This is a genomic window from Haliea sp. (assembly GCF_040221975.1).
Taxonomy (GTDB): domain Bacteria; phylum Pseudomonadota; class Gammaproteobacteria; order Pseudomonadales; family Halieaceae; genus Haliea.
In genome coordinates this window covers 154,866-171,110 of the sequence record NZ_JAVJWR010000023.1, presented here as the reverse complement: position 1 = coordinate 171,110, position 16,245 = coordinate 154,866, and the positions used below count along the sequence as shown (strand labels likewise).

General features: G+C 59.7%; 15 protein-coding genes. 8 read left to right on the top strand and 7 right to left on the bottom strand.

Annotated features, from left to right (window positions below; all coding sequences use genetic code 11):
• The first annotated feature begins 78 nt into the window (after window positions 1–78).
• Window positions 79–1,233 carry a cyclopropane fatty acyl phospholipid synthase gene (cfa, locus tag RLO07_RS09330; protein ID WP_462291927.1) on the top strand — a complete coding sequence of 385 codons (1,155 nt, stop codon included), beginning with the start codon at window positions 79–81 and terminating at the stop codon, window positions 1,231–1,233.
• Here the strand turns inward: cfa and RLO07_RS09325 are convergent.
• Complete coding sequence (locus tag RLO07_RS09325; RefSeq protein ID WP_462291859.1) at window positions 1,203–1,685, bottom strand: DUF2189 domain-containing protein; 483 nt, start codon at window positions 1,683–1,685, stop codon at window positions 1,203–1,205. The two genes, cfa and RLO07_RS09325, sit on opposite strands and share 31 nt — an antisense overlap.
• 194 nt (window positions 1,686–1,879) lie before the next feature.
• Between RLO07_RS09325 and dbpA the strand changes: the two genes are divergently transcribed.
• Window positions 1,880–3,256, top strand: a complete 1,377-nt coding sequence (gene dbpA / locus RLO07_RS09320) for an ATP-dependent RNA helicase DbpA (protein WP_462291858.1) — start codon at window positions 1,880–1,882, stop codon at window positions 3,254–3,256.
• Here dbpA and RLO07_RS09315 read toward each other — a convergent pair.
• Together RLO07_RS09315 and RLO07_RS09310 are read right to left on the bottom strand one after the other, a co-directional pair.
• Window positions 3,237–6,023, bottom strand: coding sequence for a bifunctional diguanylate cyclase/phosphodiesterase (locus RLO07_RS09315; protein WP_462291857.1), 2,787 nt, complete (start codon window positions 6,021–6,023; stop codon window positions 3,237–3,239). The two genes, dbpA and RLO07_RS09315, sit on opposite strands and share 20 nt — an antisense overlap.
• A 3-nt stretch (window positions 6,024–6,026) precedes the next feature.
• Window positions 6,027–6,632, bottom strand: coding sequence for a biliverdin-producing heme oxygenase (locus tag RLO07_RS09310; protein ID WP_462291856.1), 606 nt, complete (start codon window positions 6,630–6,632; stop codon window positions 6,027–6,029).
• 272 nt (window positions 6,633–6,904) lie between these two features.
• On the opposite strand from RLO07_RS09310, the gene RLO07_RS09305 reads away from it, so the two are divergent.
• Window positions 6,905–7,915 (top strand): c-type cytochrome, encoded by a 1,011-nt coding sequence (locus tag RLO07_RS09305; protein WP_462291855.1) that lies wholly within the window; start codon window positions 6,905–6,907, stop codon window positions 7,913–7,915.
• A 47-nt stretch (window positions 7,916–7,962) separates the two neighbouring features.
• Window positions 7,963–8,862, top strand: a complete 900-nt coding sequence (locus RLO07_RS09300) for an FTR1 family iron permease (RefSeq protein WP_462291854.1) — start codon at window positions 7,963–7,965, stop codon at window positions 8,860–8,862.
• 72 nt (window positions 8,863–8,934) lie between these two features.
• Here RLO07_RS09300 and RLO07_RS09295 read toward each other — a convergent pair whose 3' ends face one another.
• Together RLO07_RS09295 and RLO07_RS09290 are read right to left on the bottom strand one after the other, a co-directional pair.
• Window positions 8,935–9,492 (bottom strand): CBS domain-containing protein, encoded by a 558-nt coding sequence (locus RLO07_RS09295; RefSeq protein ID WP_462291853.1) that lies wholly within the window; start codon window positions 9,490–9,492, stop codon window positions 8,935–8,937.
• Between the two features lie 662 nt (window positions 9,493–10,154).
• On the bottom strand, window positions 10,155–11,057 hold the full coding sequence (locus RLO07_RS09290; protein ID WP_462291852.1) for a hydrogen peroxide-inducible genes activator: 903 nt from the start codon (window positions 11,055–11,057) through the stop codon (window positions 10,155–10,157).
• Between the two features lie 126 nt (window positions 11,058–11,183).
• Between RLO07_RS09290 and RLO07_RS09285 the strand changes: the two genes are divergently transcribed.
• From RLO07_RS09285 to RLO07_RS09270, 4 genes are all read left to right on the top strand, one after another.
• Window positions 11,184–11,603 carry a rubrerythrin family protein gene (locus RLO07_RS09285; RefSeq protein WP_462291851.1) on the top strand — a complete coding sequence of 140 codons (420 nt, stop codon included), beginning with the start codon at window positions 11,184–11,186 and terminating at the stop codon, window positions 11,601–11,603.
• Window positions 11,604–11,725: 122 nt separating this feature from the next.
• A complete protein-coding gene (locus RLO07_RS09280; protein ID WP_462291850.1) occupies window positions 11,726–13,048 on the top strand; it encodes a heterodisulfide reductase-related iron-sulfur binding cluster in 1,323 nt (440 codons plus the stop codon).
• A gap of 17 nt (window positions 13,049–13,065) precedes the next feature.
• Window positions 13,066–13,665 (top strand): DUF3501 family protein, encoded by a 600-nt coding sequence (locus RLO07_RS09275; protein ID WP_462291849.1) that lies wholly within the window; start codon window positions 13,066–13,068, stop codon window positions 13,663–13,665.
• Window positions 13,666–13,674: 9 nt separating this feature from the next.
• Window positions 13,675–14,751, top strand: coding sequence for a D-2-hydroxyacid dehydrogenase (locus RLO07_RS09270; RefSeq protein WP_462291848.1), 1,077 nt, complete (start codon window positions 13,675–13,677; stop codon window positions 14,749–14,751).
• Here the strand turns inward: RLO07_RS09270 and RLO07_RS09265 are convergent.
• Both RLO07_RS09265 and RLO07_RS09260 read right to left on the bottom strand, forming a co-directional pair.
• Window positions 14,683–15,306, bottom strand: coding sequence for a hypothetical protein (locus RLO07_RS09265; RefSeq protein WP_462291847.1), 624 nt, complete (start codon window positions 15,304–15,306; stop codon window positions 14,683–14,685). The two genes, RLO07_RS09270 and RLO07_RS09265, sit on opposite strands and share 69 nt — an antisense overlap.
• Window positions 15,306–16,238: a glycosyltransferase gene (locus RLO07_RS09260; protein WP_462291846.1), complete on the bottom strand. Its 933-nt coding sequence runs from the start codon at window positions 16,236–16,238 to the stop codon at window positions 15,306–15,308. Before RLO07_RS09260 ends, RLO07_RS09265 begins: the two co-directional genes overlap by 1 nt.
• Window positions 16,239–16,245: the final 7 nt, after the last annotated feature.

Here is a 16,245-nt window from a genome sequence, read left to right as displayed (position 1 = left end):
TGTCTATACTGTCACCGTTCCAGTTTGCACCAACAGCGTGGCAGCAATGCCGCGCAGGAGGGTACGACAGTGAATCAGATGGCAACCGCCACCACCCGTGAGCCACCCGGTGCAGCGCAGGTTCAGGCCCTGCTGGCCGGAGCCGGCATCCGGGTCAACGGCACCGCCCCCCACGATATCCGAATTCACGATCCCGCCGTCTACCAGCGCCTGCTCTCGGACTGGTCGCTGGGGCTGGGCGAAGCCTACATGGACGCGCAGTGGGACTGCCCGCGCCCGGACGAATTCTGCCACCGCCTGCTGCGGGCGGATTTGGAACGCCAGGTGCGGGGCCAGGCCCGCTGGACACTGGCGTTGGCCATTCTCAGGTCCCGGCTGGTCAACCTGCAGGCACCGCAGCGCGCCTTTCAGGTGGCGGAGCAACACTACGACATCGGCAACGACGTGTTTAGCGCCATGCTGGATTCACAGATGACCTACTCCTGCGGCTACTGGGAGCACGCCAGTGACCTGGAGCAGGCTCAGGCCCACAAGCTCGACATGATCTGCCGAAAGCTGGAACTGGCGCCGGGCGAGCGCCTGCTGGATGTCGGCTGCGGCTGGGGCAGCCTGGCTGCCTGGGCCGCGCGCCACTACGGCGCCGACGTTGTCGGCATCACGGTTTCCAGGGAACAGCAGGCGCTGGCGCAGACCCGCTGCCGGGACCTGCCGGTGGAGATCCGGCTGGCGGACTACCGCGAACTGCAGGGCAATTTCGACAAGATCGCCTCCGTGGGCATGTTCGAGCACGTGGGTCCGCGCAACTACCGCACCTATTTCGAGACCCTGTCCCGGCTGCTTCGCGACCAGGGCCTGGTTCTGCTGCACACCATCGGCAGCCATGTCACCACGGCCAGAACCGAGCCCTGGATCCAGAAGTACATTTTTCCGAATGGCAAGCTGCCATCCGCTGCGGAAATGACCGCGGCGCTTGAGGACCGGTTTTTGCTGGAAGACTGGCATAATTTCGGGCCGGACTACGACCGTACCCTGATGGCCTGGCTGCACAATTTCGATGCCGCCTGGCCCCGGCTTGGCTCTCGATACGACGAGCGCTTCCGGCGCATGTGGCGCTACTACCTGTGCAGCTGCGCGGGATATTTCCGCAGCCGCAAGGGGCAGCTGTGGCAGCTGGTGCTGAGCAAGCGTGGACGGGGGCGGAGCTACCGCTCCTGGCGCCCGCAGTCTTCGTAGATGCGCCAGGTGGCATGCCCCAGCAGGGGAAAGATGACTACCAGCCCCAGCAGCCAGGTGGCGAAGCCAGCGACGACCAGGGCGCACACCAGCAGCGCCCAGACCAGCTTGACCAGTGGCTGGCGGCAGCGCACCAGTACCTGCAGCGAGGTATCGAAATTGACAACCTCCCCGCGGGCTCGCCTGCGCGACAGTTCACAAAGACCAGCCGCAAACACCGGCCCTATTACCAGAAAGCCCAATATTGCCGACGCGATGAAGAGAGGATGGCGCTGATAGGCGAGTACCAGGGCACCCAGCACAGCGACCAACGCGCCATAGGCCATGCTCGCCAGAGGGTGGGCCAGAAAATCCCTGCCGGCATCGACCAGCCAGGCAAAGGGGCGAAACAGGTGCATGCGGTGATTGACCTGCAGAGACTGCTGGTCCCGATAGTGTGTCGTCGTTGCCATCACGTCCCTCCTTGCGGCTCTTTTCGCACCTGGAGAAAACCATCGATGACCACGAATCAGCGGGAACAGTCCCGAAAGTGGTACCATACCCTCAGGGTTCAGTGGCCATCGCTGCCCTGAGCTGTCTTCCTGCTGTGACCTCAAGTCAAGACCAAAGTTGCCGTTTCGTCAAACCACGGCCCAAGGACAAACACGTGACCACTGCCTTCGATTCGCTTGGCCTCAATGCCGACCTGCTGGCCAACCTTGCCACGCTGGACTACCACCGCATGACCCCGATCCAGGCCCGCAGCCTGCCGCCCATCCTGGCCGGACGCGATGTCATCGGCCAGGGCAAGACCGGCTCCGGCAAGACTGCCGCCTTCGGCCTGGGGCTGCTGCAGAAGCTGGACGTCAAGCGCTTTGCCGTGCAGGCACTGGTGCTCTGCCCCACCCGCGAGCTGGCGGATCAGGTGGCCAAGGAGATCCGCCGCCTCGGGCGCGGCATCCACAACATCAAGGTGCTGACCCTGTGCGGCGGCATGCCCTTCGGGCCCCAGATCGGCTCCCTCGAGCATGGCGCGCACATCATCGTGGGCACGCCGGGACGCATTGAGGAACATCTGGGCAAGGGTTCCCTGAAACTCGACTGGGTCACCACCCTGGTACTGGATGAGGCCGACCGTATGCTGGACATGGGTTTCCAGCCCTCGCTGGACGCCATCCTCGAACATGTCCCCGGGGACCGCCAGACCCTGCTGTTCAGCGCCACCTTCCCGCCGGGTATCGCCGATATCGCGCAGCGCGTACTGCGCGAGCCGGAACACGTGCAGGTGGAATCCACCCACGACAGCGCCAGCATCACCCAGGTGTTCCATCTGGTCGCCGATGATGAGCGCGCCACCGCCCTGCGCCTGCTGCTGCTTGAGCACCGCCCCGACTCGGCAGTAGTGTTCTGCAACACCAAAGTGGAATGTGCGGAAGTTGCTACGGAGCTGGCCCGCAAGGGATTCAGCGTCATGGCCCTGCACGGCGACCTGGAGCAGCGCGATCGCGACCGCACCCTGGTGCAATTCGCCAACAAGAGCGTCTCGGTACTGGTAGCCACGGATGTCGCCGCCCGCGGCCTGGATATTGACGCCCTCGATGCGGTCATCAACTATCACATCCCGCGCGACCTCGACGTCTACGTGCACCGTATCGGCCGCACCGGTCGAGCCGGCAGTAGCGGCCTCGCCTGCACCCTGTTCAGTGACACGGAGCGGCACAAGCTGGCCCGACTGGAGACAATGCTGGGCACGCCCATTGAGCCCGCTCCCCTGCCCCCGGCGGCCCTGCTGAAAAAACCCGGCTATAAACCGCCGATGGTGAGCCTGGAAATTGCCGGTGGCAAGAAACAGAAAATCCGGCCCGGGGATATCCTCGGCGCCCTCACCGGCGAACACGGTATCGACGGCAATGACGTAGGCAGAATCGCCCTGTACGACAACTGGTCCTGCGTGGCGGTGCGTCGGGCGGTAGCCAGCGACGCGCTACAGAAATTGGAACGGGGCAAGATGAAGGGAAAGAGCTTCAGGGTGCGGGTGTTGTAGACCGGGACATTGTCAGCCAGTCGGCGACCTGCCCAGCCGGCATTGGGTGGCCAATACAATACCCTTGCAGTAGATCGACTGCCTGTTTGCCTAGCCAGGTTGCAGTATCTCCATTTTCAACCCTGGTGATGGTCAATTTCGCGTTTAATAACCTGGCAATTGCCTTGACCACACTCAGCACAGCGATATTCATCTTGGTGTCATCAGCCTGTTGCAGAACTGACACATCCACCTTGATGCCAATGAATGGCAGGCGATTCATGAACCCGAGAGAAACAAAGCCCTTCCCAAAGTTGTCGAGTTGGGCTGCCACGCCGTTGTCACGGAGGGCTTTCAGTTTGCGAATAGCGGAATTCACGTCTCTGAGGATGGCGCTTTCTTTGATATCGAGCCGCAGCCATTCCAGGCCCGTATCGTGGTGTCTGGCCAGCTCCAGGATATCGCCCGCCAGATCCTGCGACGCGAACTGTGCAGAGTCGATATTGACGGTGATGGGCACGCTCGGCAGCCCCAAGGCTTGCCAGCGTCTGTACTGCCTGAAGACCTCATCGAGTACCCATCGACCTAATGCGGGGCCCAGATGGAGGTGCTCGACTCGTGGCATGAACTGCTCAGCGATGAGAAACCCTTGCTGCGGATGATACCAACGGATGAAACTCTCCAGACCGCGTAGTTCGCCACTGCGGGCATCGACAATAGGTTGATAGAACATCTCCAATTGTTCTTGCTGCATGGCTGTCAGCAGCGTGTTGGCATCCAGCTCTCGTTTATCCTCGTCGCGCATCGCGGGAGTAAAGAAGGAAAAGGCACTGCGCCCCGAGTTCTTGACGGCGTAGAGCGCGATGTCTGCCTGATGCAGCAGTTCGTCTTGATCCGATGAGTCTGCTGGAAACAGGGCCACACCTACGCTGGCGCCGATTTCCACCTTCGTGCCCATGATTTCGTAGGGCTTCGCGATCTCCCGCACAATGCGCTCGGCCATGACTGATGCGGTTTCCTGGTCTAACACACCCGATTGGATGATGACGAACTCATCGCCGCCAAGTCGGGCAACGGTATCCTGCGAGCGGACCAGTTGCAGCAACCGTTGCGATACGGCCTTGAGTAAATCGTCACCAGCGGCATGGCCCAGCGTGTCATTCACTGGCTTGAAATTGTCGAGATCAATCATGTGCACGGCAAACTGGCCGCCGCGCGCGAACACCTGGTGGACTTCAAGGTTAAGATGCTTGTCAAACTGAAGGCGATTTGCCAGCCCGGTAAGCGGATCATGCAGGGCGATCTGTTCCAGTCGAGCCAGATTGATGTAATCGACCAGTTCTTCCCGCAGTGTATCAGCACAGCTGACCTCACTGTCATGCCAGGGTTCCGCGCTGTTGCGCACCTGTTCTGCCCAGGAGGCGAAGGATGTGCGTGGAGTGAGCGAGGAGCTGTCGTCATCATCCAGCGCGGCAGGCTGCCCCGCCCAATTGACCACATGCACGACCTCCTGACGCATCAGCACCAAATAATCGGACGGGTTGAGAGGGATGTGCAGTACGCCACTCGCATGATGCGCAATGGCGGGGTGGCGCGCCAGTGATTGCGGTAACTCGAAATAGTGCCCGATCGCTTCCTTGGACAGCAGATCGAGCCAGTGGCGCAGCGGCGCAAGCGCCTGCTCCTCGGGTACCAATCCCACAAAATGGTCTTTGCCCTCGAAATGCAGCCAGACCCCATCACTGTGGAACAAATCCCGGAGCTTGCTGAGAATAAGGGTGAGACCATTCTGCGGGTTGTCGCTACTGGCCTGTAGCGTGCCGCGTACCAGGGAGAGATTCTCTCGCAAACTGCTCTCGCGCTCCTGGTCGACGAGGCTCAGTAGGTTCCTCAGGTGAAGCGAAGCCAGCTTGGCAATTTCCTCAAGCGCAAAGCGATCATGGATACTCATGGTCAGTTGCGTCATGTGGTGACAGGCCACCAGCCCCCAGAGTTTTCCGTTCACCACCAGGGAAAGGCTGAGCGAGGCCTGTACCCCGATGTTGCGAAGATATTGAATGTGAACAGGGTGAACCGCGCGCAATATAGAATAGGTCAGGTCCAGGACAGGGCTGTCACCGTCCCGATAGCACAGCGGTACGTTCTTTTCCTCAAGACCCGCGATGATCCGGTGCGCGTTAAGCGTATACAACTGGCGGGCGTTGGCAGGAAGATCGCTGGCTGGAAAGCGTAGCCCCAGATAACCGTCGATCCCCGGGCGGCAGGCTTCCCGAATCACCTCTCCATGCCAGCCCGGCAGAAAGCGGTAGCACATCACGCGATCAAGACCGGTATGGTGAAAAACGGTGTCTACCAACAGGGCAATGCACTGTTCTACGGACCGGGTGGCCGCCAAATCATCGAGAAAGGAAGTACGTGTGGCATGATTCCACCATGGCGACATGCGCTGGGAACCCGGCTTCATCTCAAACAGAAGGAAATCACCACGCCGATGGCCAACCACGGTGAGCGACTGCTCTCCGGCAAGAACCAGCTCACAAACCTGGTGTCTGCCTTCTTCACCGGCAATCCGTGCCAGCTGGCCCCATTGCTTGCCGAAAACCTCTACCGCAGCTTTTCCCAATACCGACTCCGGCGCTTCACCCATCAGCTCGGACAGGTTTTCCGAGCAAACCGTGATCAGTTGGGTATGAGCATCAACCCCAACTAATGCACCATCTCCCTGAATGAACGCAGTGTGCTTCAATACCGCATTCTTGCAATCATCAATTGGCGCAATTTGGGACATGGGTTATCTCCGATCCGGCGTCAAACACCAGATGAAATGTTCAAACACGAGACAGGCGCTGTCTGCCGCTTCATCCCACTCATCCTGAGTTCGCAGATTAGCCAGCAGCCGCAACAGGATCGGCCAGGAATCTTGCCAGGTTTGCGCGTGCGACCAGTAACACTTGTCAACGCCAATGGGCCGGGCAATCATTGAGTTCTGGAGCGCCCGATAAATCACCCGGGAACCCAGGTTCGAGCCTTCAACAACGTAACGCATGCCCAGGTAGCTCGCGTTGCTTGTGGGCGCTGAAAGCTCAGGGACGAGGGAGGCAGAGGCGGTTAAACCGAGTCGATCTATATCTGTCAGCAGATGTGGTAGACGTGGCATGTATGCCGGGAGTGCCGGAGCGCAATGTCCCGCACCCCTGGCAAAACCGGAATCCACTCCCCGGAAGGCCTCAGCAAGCGATGTCGTTGCCTTCCCGTAATCTGCCAGCGAGCAACCAGGGGAGAGCAATGTTGTCAGATCAGAACGACGGTCCAGTTGTGCATGCAATGGCGTTGTGCGTTTGCGCAGGAATTGCAACGCCGCGGAGGTTCGGGGTGATCTCTGCGCGTTGTTGGGCATCGAGCCGGCTCTTTCGTTCCGAAACCTCATACAGTGCCACCTTTGATCCACAATAGCAGCCAAACTCGATCGTAGTTCACGTCTGCAGAATTCCGCAACCTGAACAGGAACGCTGGCCGCAGGGTGCGTTACAGCCTACATGAGAACTGCTTGACTCTACCACAAGCCAGCGAGCTACAATTGATATCGATTATCATTATCAAAAATGACGTGGAGTTTCTTCAATGCTGGTTCACAGGCTATACCCGTGCGGACGCGTGAGGCCACTGGTTTTGAATACCACGGTGTTACTGCTTGCACTGTCATGCCTGTATCCTGGCGTCGGTCAGGCCGAGACAGGCGTCAGTAGTGTCAATGTGCCGCAACTGGCACAAATGGTTGAATATATTGCGGTCGACTATGTAGAAGCCGTCAAGGACGGGCAGGTGGTCAACAAGGGCGAATATCAGGAAATGCTTGAATTTTCTCGACTTATTCTGGAAAACGTAATCCTGATCCAGGAAGGTTCGACCAACACTGAGGCCCTTGTTGAGCAGGCGAGAACGCTACAACTCGCGATCGAAAGCAAACGTGATACCGCAGCCGTTCGACAAACCAGTGCCAGCCTGCGGACCGCCTTGCTGGCCCGGATGTCGAGCTCACCCTTACCCGATCATCTGCTGCCAACGGCAACCACTGCTTCCCTGTTTGAAAGTCAGTGTGCCTCTTGCCATGGCCCTTCCGGCAGAGGCGACGGTGTGTTGGCCGCGCAACTGGAGCCGGCTCCAACCAATTTCAGCGATAGAGAGAGGGCTTCGAATCGATCATTGCTGGGCCTCTATGCTGCCATATCCGATGGTATCGACGAAACTGCGATGCCCGGCTTCGACCACTTGTCGGAACAGCAGCGCTGGTCACTGGCGTTTCATGTTGGCGGAATCGCGTTTCAGAGCAGCGCTTCCGGCATGAGTAGCGCGTCCAGTGTTACCCTGCAGCAGCTGGTTACCTACAGCCCGGCTCAACTGACTGCCAAGCTCCCGATGACAACACTGCAGGAAATTGAAAGTCTGCGAGCTGATCCACTCTCGCTGTTCGCAGCGGCAGACAACCCCCTGAAAATTACTCGCGACTACCTCTTGCTTGCACAAGCAGCGTATGAGCGGGGCGATTATCCTGCCGCACAAGCGCTGGCGGTGAGCGCCTACCTCGACGGATTCGAGCCGATAGAAAACAGCCTGAATGCACGGGATACCCCGCTTCGTCAGGAAATCGAAGCCGGGATGATGGAAATGCGCGACTGTTAAAAGAACAGCAGCCAGCTGGCGTGCTGGAAACATCAATGGAGCGAACCATGGCACAGCTGGATGAGGCGGATCGCCTGCTTTCCGATTCAATGCTGTCCAGTGCGACGCTGTTTGGCGCCAGCCTGGTCATTCTGCTGCGCGAAGGACTCGAAGCCCTGCTGGTCGTCATTGCCCTTGTGGCCGTTCTGGCCCGAACGGGCCGACAGGATGGAATGCGGTATGTACACATCGGTTGGGTCTCCGCTTTAGTAGCCGGTATTGCGACCTGGGCCGCCGCGCAGTCCCTGATCAGCATCAGCGGCGCCAGTCGGGAAGTGATGGAAGGTTCCGCGGCGCTGCTGGCGGCGATAGTATTGCTATATGTCGGAATCTGGATGCACAGCAAAACCCATGCTGCCCAGTGGCAGGCCTATATCCAGCAACACATCAACGCACACTTGACCGCCGGAACCTTGTGGGGGCTCGCACTATTGGCATTTATCGCTGTCTACCGAGAGGTATTTGAGACCGTTCTGTTTTACCAGACGCTGCTGACGCAAGCGGGAATCAATCAGTACCCAGTCATTGCCAGCGGCTTCGGTCTGGCTGTTTCCCTACTGGCTATACTGGCCTGGGTGCTGGTGCGCTACTCGGTAAAACTACCTGTCGCCCGGTTCTTCTCCATTACCACTTATCTGTTGCTGGCCCTGGCATTTATCCTGATGGGCAAGACAGTGTCGGCGCTACAGGAAGCCGCACTGATGAGTATTACCCCTTTACCGGTCAGTTTTGAAATGGCATGGGTAGGTGTCAAATCCACCTGGCAAGGGATACTGGCGCAACTTTCAGTTCTGCTGGTATTCCTGGCTTTTATCAGGACAAACAGGTCGAGGCAGAAAATTTCCGCCGCCACTACTTCGGAAAGCAATCTTGACCGTCCAGGTGTCACTCCTGCGGACTCGGATTGACTTCGAATCTCAGCAGACCACAGTTGCCAAGCCCTTCACGAGATTGAGCAACTGTGGACCGGGAGGGCATCATTACGCAGTAGCCGAGAATACTTTGTAGAAACTCGATTTCTCCTGAATATTGATCGGAAGATGCAGCTTTCGTGAAATGTCACTGGCAGAAAAAATACCCCGGACTCTATGGTTTTGCCGGTCCACTACCAGACAATGCTGCTCCCCGCTCTGTTTCAGCGCAGCAATGACGTCTGAAATTCTGGCAGTTGCGATCTCGCCAAAATCAAGCGCTTTCATCGCTGTTTTGCATGTCATGAACTCACTGACCGGGATCGTCTCTCTTGCATGGCCTTCAGAAACCTTCATGACAATCTTGCGCTCGATAAGATCATCCGCGACCACGACGCCGACAAAGTGTCCCGCATTATTTACAACAAACTTCATACGCACATGGGTTTGGCGCATTAATTTATTGGCTTCAACCGCCGTCGTGGAATCCAGAATGACCAGGGGCGTTATGTCACGAAAATCAGTAAAAAAATCCAGCGCCGAAGAGGCCAGTGTCAAACCGCTGGGCTCCTGGGGATATTCCAACTCATCTATTTCAAACGTGGGGTACATGTGTAGTTTTTTCACCAGGTCTCGCTCCATTATTCACATGTCTCGCCGCACCAGATCAGTAAAGCCCATGTCACGCGCGCAGCATGGACCCGCCAATCGATACCACGAGCACAGATAGGGGTGCTTCTACAAACATCGAAAATCAGGGTGACTGGTCTACCGGACGGCAGGGGGAGCTCTTATTGGATGAATGCCGGCGTGAGGATACGACAAAATGTCCGCCACAATGGCTGCCGCCTTTGTCTCGGAGCTGGATAGATTGGACGGCAAATGGAAACGACTCAGGGAAGCATCCGCATCGTCTGCATCCAGATATGCCTGGTTAACCTGTTCTCCCAGACAATCAGCTTGAGCGTAAACCGGATCTTCGCCGGCACCAGCGAAAACAGATTCCGGCATTCCGCAGGAGCAGAGGAAAAGCCAGACGTATATAAGGGATTTGCTCACCTGAAATCTCTGTTGCTCAAGGCTACTCCGGACACAGGCCGACAATCGACCGCGCAGACGGTAATGTCTCTGTTAGAAAGTACAGCCAAACATTTGTTCCCTCAAGAAGATAAATAAACTGCTCGGCTCCCTCGTGTCGGAAAACAGTATCCTGATCATGTTTAGACCGACTACTTGTGGGTGCCGGGAGGACCAATGGATGGGCCGGGGTAGAGCTCCACCAGCTGCTATCACTCTGCGTGACATCCTCTGATAAACTCGCCCAGCAACCGCAGCTCCGCTCGCCGCGGCGTCTTCCGCCGCCACATCAGGCCGATCGTGCGCGCAACGTTGCGCTCGGTGAACTCGCTGACGCAGACGTTGGTACCGGACAGGATCTGTGCGTCCAGTGCCATGCGCGGCAGCAGGGTGATGCCGATGCCATTGGCCACCATCTGCACGATGGTGTTGAGGCTGGTGGCCTGGTAGGGCACGGACACATCGGAGTCGCGCAACTTGCACGCTTTCAGGGCATGCTCGCGCAGGCAGTGACCGTCCTCCAGCAACAGCAGGCCCTCCCCTTTCAGCTGCGTGGTACGCACCTTGCCGTGGCCTGCGAGTTCGTGCCCCGGTGGGCTGGCCAGCAGGAAGTCATCGCTGAACAGGTCCATGGTTTCCACCCCGTCGGCAGGGAATGGCAGTGCCAGCAGCAGCACATCCAGTTCGCCGTGATGCAGCGCGCCCACCAGGTGCTGGCTCAGGTCCTCGCGAATGAATAGCTGAAAACCCGGGTATTCCTCACGCAGGCGATTGAGCAGGCGCGGCAGGATAAAGGGCGCGACGGTGGGAATGACACCGAGGCGCATCTTGCCAGCGAAGGGCTCCGATGAGGCGGCGCAGAGCGTTACCAGGTCGTCCACCCCACTCAGGATATCCCGGCTGCGACGCACCACGTCTTCGCCCAGGTTGGTCAGCAGCAGTTGGCGGCTGTTGCGCTCAATCAGTGGCGTACCCAGGGTCTCCTCCAGCTCCAGGATGCCGGCACTGAGGGTGGACTGGGACACGTGGCAGGCCCGGGCGGCCTGGCCAAAATGCCCCTGTTCCGCGACCGCACAGAGGTAGCGCAGCTGTTTCAGCGTCGGTTGTCGGCTCATGCTCACCCAATCGGTTTTATCGATTAAATTTAATGATTTTTTCTACTGGACGAATAGTACCCGATCGTCTAATTTTACCCAACCGCACATCTGTGACGGATCGTTAATATTAACAGGAGAACCAACATGTCCCTGAAAGGAAGCCAAACCGAACAGAACCTGAAAGATGCGTTCGCCGGCGAATCCCAGGCCAACCGACGCTATCTGTACTTCGCTGCCAAGGCTGATGTGGAAGGCTACAACGATGTGGCCGCCGTGTTCCGCTCCACCGCCGAAGGCGAAACCGGCCACGCCCACGGCCATTTGGAATATCTGGAAGAAACCGGTGACCCGGCGACCGGCCTGCCCATCGGCGGCACTTCAGATAACCTGAAGGCGGCCATTGCCGGCGAGACCCATGAGTACACCGACATGTACCCGGGCATGGCCAAAACCGCCCGCGACGAAGGCTTCGACGAGATCGCGGACTGGATGGAAACCCTGGCCAAGGCCGAGCGCAGCCACGCCAACCGTTTCCAGAAGGCCCTGGACCAGCTCGACGCCTGATCGCAGCGCCCGCAACAGCGCCGCGAGCCCCGGGTTCGCGGCACAACGCAGCACCCGGAACGGGTTCGTAGCTCCCTGCGAGCCCGTTTTTCATACGTGATACCAGTGGACGAGGACTTGCCGTGAGAGAAGGAAGCCTGGAAGCACCGACCCGCCATCCCGTCGAGTGGCGCTCAGAGGATTTCTGGGATCAGGACAAACTCAACGCTGAACTCGAGCGCGTGTATGACATCTGCCACGGCTGCCGCCGCTGCGTCAGCCTCTGTGACAGCTTCCCCACCCTGTTTGACCTGGTGGACGAGTCCGAGACCATGGAAGTGGACGGCGTCGCCAAAGCCGATTATCACAAGGTCGTGGAACAATGTTATCTCTGCGACCTCTGCTACATGACCAAGTGTCCCTATGTCCCGCCCCACGAGTGGAACGTGGACTTCCCGCACCTGATGCTGCGGGCCAAGGCCGTACACTTCCGCAAGGAAGGCGCGCGCCTGCGGGACCGGGTGCTGACCAGCACCGACACCACCTTTGGCCTCGCCACCATTCATCTGGTGGATGTGACCGTCAATGCCCTGAACCGCAACGGCACCTTCCGCAAGGCACTGGAATCCGGTTTTGGCATTCACCACGAGGCACCGGTTCCACAGTTCCACAGCCACACGATGCGCAAACGCCTCAAGCCCATGGTGAAGAACCTGGAACCGCAGACGGTGGGCGAAACCACCGGCAAGGTTGCGCTCTACGCCACCTGTTACGGCAACTACAACAGTCCGGAAATTGGCGAGGATTTCGTCAAGGTATTCCAGCACAATGGCATCCACATCGACATCGTGCCCAGGGAAAAATGCTGCGGCATGCCCAAGCTTGAGCTGGGCGACCTGGAGACAGTGCAGAAGCTCAAGGAGGCCAACATCCCCGTGCTGGCGAAACTGGTGGACCAGGGCTATGACCTGGTCGCCCCCATCCCCTCCTGCGTGCTGATGTACAAGCAGGAACTGCCGCTGCTATTCCCGGAGGACGCGGACGTACAGAAGGTGAAAAAAGCCTTCTACGATCCCTTCGAGTATCTCTGGCTGCGCCACAAGGGCGGAGCTCTCAACACCGAGTTCCCCAATGCTATGGGCGATATTGCCTACCAGGTCGCATGCCACCAGCGGGTGCAGAACATCGGCCTCAAGACCCGGGATGTGCTCAACCTGGTGCCGGACACAACGGTGACCGCCCAGGAGCGCTGCTCGGGCCACGACGGCACCTACGCCATCAAGCAGGAGACCCGCGACAAGTCGGTCAAGATTGCCCGGCCGGTGGTGCGCAAGGTGGATCAGCAGGAACCCGATCACTTCATCAGCGACTGCCCGATGGCGGCCACCCACATCGCCAATCTGTCGGAAAAAGTCGACAAGGCGGAACACCCGATGACCCTGTTGCGCATGGCCTATGGCCTGTAATGAGCAAGGAGACCACGATGACACAGTTATCACGCGCCGACCTCTGGTCCCTGGAGGAGTACGCGGAACAGCGCCCCGACTTCCGGGCCCGGGTAATGGAGCACAAGAAAACCCGGCAGCTGGCGCTCGGGGAGCACGCTCGCCTCTACTTCGAGGATGCCCTAACCATCAAGTACCAGATCCAGGAAATGTTGCGGATCGAGAAGGTTTTCGAGGCCGCCGGCATCGCCGAGGAACTGGATGCCTACAACCCGCTGATTCCCGACGGCCACAACTGGAAGGCCACTTTCATGATCGAGTACGGCGACCCCGAGGAACGTGCCCGGCAGCTGGCAAAGATGATCGGCATTGAAGACAAGGTCTGGCTGCAGGTCGGCAACTGCGAGAAGGTCTACCCGATTGCCGATGAAGACCTGGAGCGCAGCAATGCGACCAAGACCTCGTCGGTGCATTTCATGCGCTTCGAGCTGACGCCGGACATGATCACTGCGGCCAAAAACGGCGAGCCGATCCACGCCGGCATCGACCACCCCGCCTATCCGGTCGAGAAATTCGCCATCGACAGCGTTATTCGCGACTCCCTGACTGCGGATTTGACAGCCAGCGCGGTGCACTAGCCGCAAACCGTGGCAGACATCCACTCGGCGCTGGTCACCCTGGCGTGGGAAGAGCCTCTGCTGGCTGCGCTGCGCCAGGCGTTGGCGCCGGCTGACGTTCATGTCGTCAACCGGCGCGATCGGCGTGCAATCGCCGCAGCCCTGCAACAGGTCGACGTCGCTTTCATTGACGGTGACGTCGACGGCCGCTATCTCCAGGCGCCCAGGTTGCAGTGGGTACACTGTGGGCACGCCGGCCTCGACCGGTCCGCGACCCCGGACATCCTGGCGAGCGGGCTGCAGGTCACTTCAGCGGCCGGTCGTTCCGCACCTGCGCTGGCAGAGCATGCGCTGCTGTTCATGCTTGCCCTGGCCTTTCGTCTGGACCGCTTTTACGACGCGCAGCGTCAGCATCGCTGGGGCATCAGCGGACAGGGAAGCCTGCAGCCACTGCACGGTAAAACCCTGGGTATCGTCGGCCTGGGACACACTGGCATCGAGCTCGCACGACGCGCCAGGGCCTTCGACATGCGGGTGGTCGCCTATCGGCGCCGCAACATTGCATCGGACCGGGTAGATGAAACCTACAGCAAGGATGCGGGCGACACTTTGGACAAGGTGCTGGGCTGCAGTGACTTCCTCGTGCTGGCCCTGCCGCTCTCGGATTCCACCCGGCACCTCATCGGGGCACGGGAGCTGGCGCGGATGAACCCCGGTTCATACCTGATCAATATTGCCCGCGGCGGACTGATAGACGAAACCGCGCTGCTACAGGCGCTGGACAGCCAGCACCTGGCCGGAGCGGCCATAGACGTTGCGGAAGAAGAACCGTTGCCGTCTGGCAGCCCGTTGTGGGACGCACCCAACCTGTTGATCACACCGCATTTCACACCGCGCCTGGCGGACCGCGACAGCCGGGCCCTGGATCTGCTGCTGGAAAACCTGCGCCGCTTTCGCGCCGAGCAGCCACTGCTGAACCTGCTGACGCCCGAAGATGTGTGTTCGCCGCCGGAGCCCGGGGAGCACCGCCGTTCTGTGCTATCGGGAGCCCTTGCTGACGTCTCCCGGCTTGGGCGGCGGTTGCGGCACTGGCTGCGCAGACGCTGAACCCACAACAGCCGGCAACGCGTGCCGAGCCTGCTGCGCCAGCATCGCCTGTCGCAGGAAGGTGACCGCGCGCTGTATCTCGGCGCTGGTAAAGCGCAAGCGCCGGATTCGCGCCGATACATTCAGTGTCAGCGCATAGGGGAGATTGTGCTCGGTCTCAAAGCACGCCCGTTCAATCTGGCCGATGACGTCCTGCTCACGAAAGTACAGCCTTGCCGCCGTACCATGGGGAACCCCGCGCACCTGCTTGAGATTCAGGTGCATGTGGCCCGCCCCCGGACCCAGACAGTCGAACCGCATCACTTCATCGCCAAAGATCAACAGGGACGCTGCCGGCCCCTGCCGGCCCTGGGTACTGAGCCAGTACACATCGAGGGAGACACCCGGCCGGATCACTGCGCTCTCCACATCCGAGGTGCCCGGACTCGCGCGACGGCTCGGCAACGGCAACCACCCGGCGAGGAGCACCCGCAATGGCGCCGGGGTGGCAGCCCGCAGCATCCGCAGCACAGCCTTGCGACCAATGGGTCTCCGTGCCTGGCTGGAACGCGCCATCAGCGATAGGCCGTGGCAGTGATCCTGCCTCTGCTGAAAGCCAGGCCCATGCCGGGAATCTCCAGCCAGTGCAGGTAGGCGGCCAGACCAAGGGCATAGGGAATTCGGGCAACCGGTACATCGTAGTACCGCCACAGGCGCAGGAGCGTCATCCAGCTCTTCAGCAGCCTGCCGCCGAAGAAAACCGGAATGCTGATGGCGCCGAGACGGCACAGCCAGGCGTATTCGATTCCAGGATCAATCTTGCGCACCATTATGCTGGCGTAACCACTGTTGCAGCGGATGTCCCGCTCCATGTCCCAGCCTTCATAGGCATGCACAGCCCGCATCGCGGGTTCAAAGCGCAATTGCAGTCCGGCACGACGCATGGATTCGGACTGCAACTTGCCACCAAAGGGACCGATGTCATCCTGAAACGGGTGTGCCAACAAAGCCTCGCGGCTGAACCCTGCATTGTTGTTCGCCACGCCATCCGTGGTGCCGGCCTGGCCGACATCCAGATAGCCGCGACTCAAGAGACCGAGAATGCGCTCTTTCGGGTCCCGACTGTCGTAGACCGTGCGCCCGCTAACCACCGCGGTATCCGGATAGCGTTCAAACGTCGCCAGCAGATGCCGCAACCAGCCGGGAGCGGGAGCACAGTCGCCGTCAAGCACTCCCAGATATGCCCCGCTCGCCACGGTGGCGCCTGCATTCTTGAGGGCATAGGACGACTCCACATCGAAGAAGACCACGCGCAATCCGGGCAGCAGGGTCTGCAGATCAGGGGGCAGCGCGGCGGCAAAGGCCGAGGACTCCGCCAGCAGGTATTCCACGGGGCCGGTGTAATCCTGGCTTGCCAACGCTCGCAGGGTATTGCGCAGGTCGTCCCAGCCCTTGTCATCACCACTGTCATAGTCAGACACAATAATGACGCTTGCCAGTACTGCCATGTTGCGC

Excerpts from the sequence above, each read along its gene's own strand:
- cfa (WP_462291927.1), top strand. The coding sequence starts at position 79 with ATGGCAACCGCCACCACCCGTGAGCCACCCGGTGCAGCGCAGGTTCAG.
- RLO07_RS09325 (WP_462291859.1), bottom strand. The coding sequence starts at position 1,685 with ATGGCAACGACGACACACTATCGGGACCAGCAGTCTCTGCAGGTCAAT.
- RLO07_RS09315 (WP_462291857.1), bottom strand. The coding sequence starts at position 6,023 with ATGTCCCAAATTGCGCCAATTGATGATTGCAAGAATGCGGTATTGAAG.
- RLO07_RS09310 (WP_462291856.1), bottom strand. The coding sequence starts at position 6,632 with ATGCCCAACAACGCGCAGAGATCACCCCGAACCTCCGCGGCGTTGCAA.
- RLO07_RS09300 (WP_462291854.1), top strand. The coding sequence starts at position 7,963 with ATGGCACAGCTGGATGAGGCGGATCGCCTGCTTTCCGATTCAATGCTG.
- RLO07_RS09290 (WP_462291852.1), bottom strand. The coding sequence starts at position 11,057 with ATGAGCCGACAACCGACGCTGAAACAGCTGCGCTACCTCTGTGCGGTC.
- RLO07_RS09285 (WP_462291851.1), top strand. The coding sequence starts at position 11,184 with ATGTCCCTGAAAGGAAGCCAAACCGAACAGAACCTGAAAGATGCGTTC.
- RLO07_RS09275 (WP_462291849.1), top strand. The coding sequence starts at position 13,066 with ATGACACAGTTATCACGCGCCGACCTCTGGTCCCTGGAGGAGTACGCG.
- RLO07_RS09265 (WP_462291847.1), bottom strand. The coding sequence starts at position 15,306 with ATGGCGCGTTCCAGCCAGGCACGGAGACCCATTGGTCGCAAGGCTGTG.
- RLO07_RS09260 (WP_462291846.1), bottom strand. The coding sequence starts at position 16,238 with ATGGCAGTACTGGCAAGCGTCATTATTGTGTCTGACTATGACAGTGGT.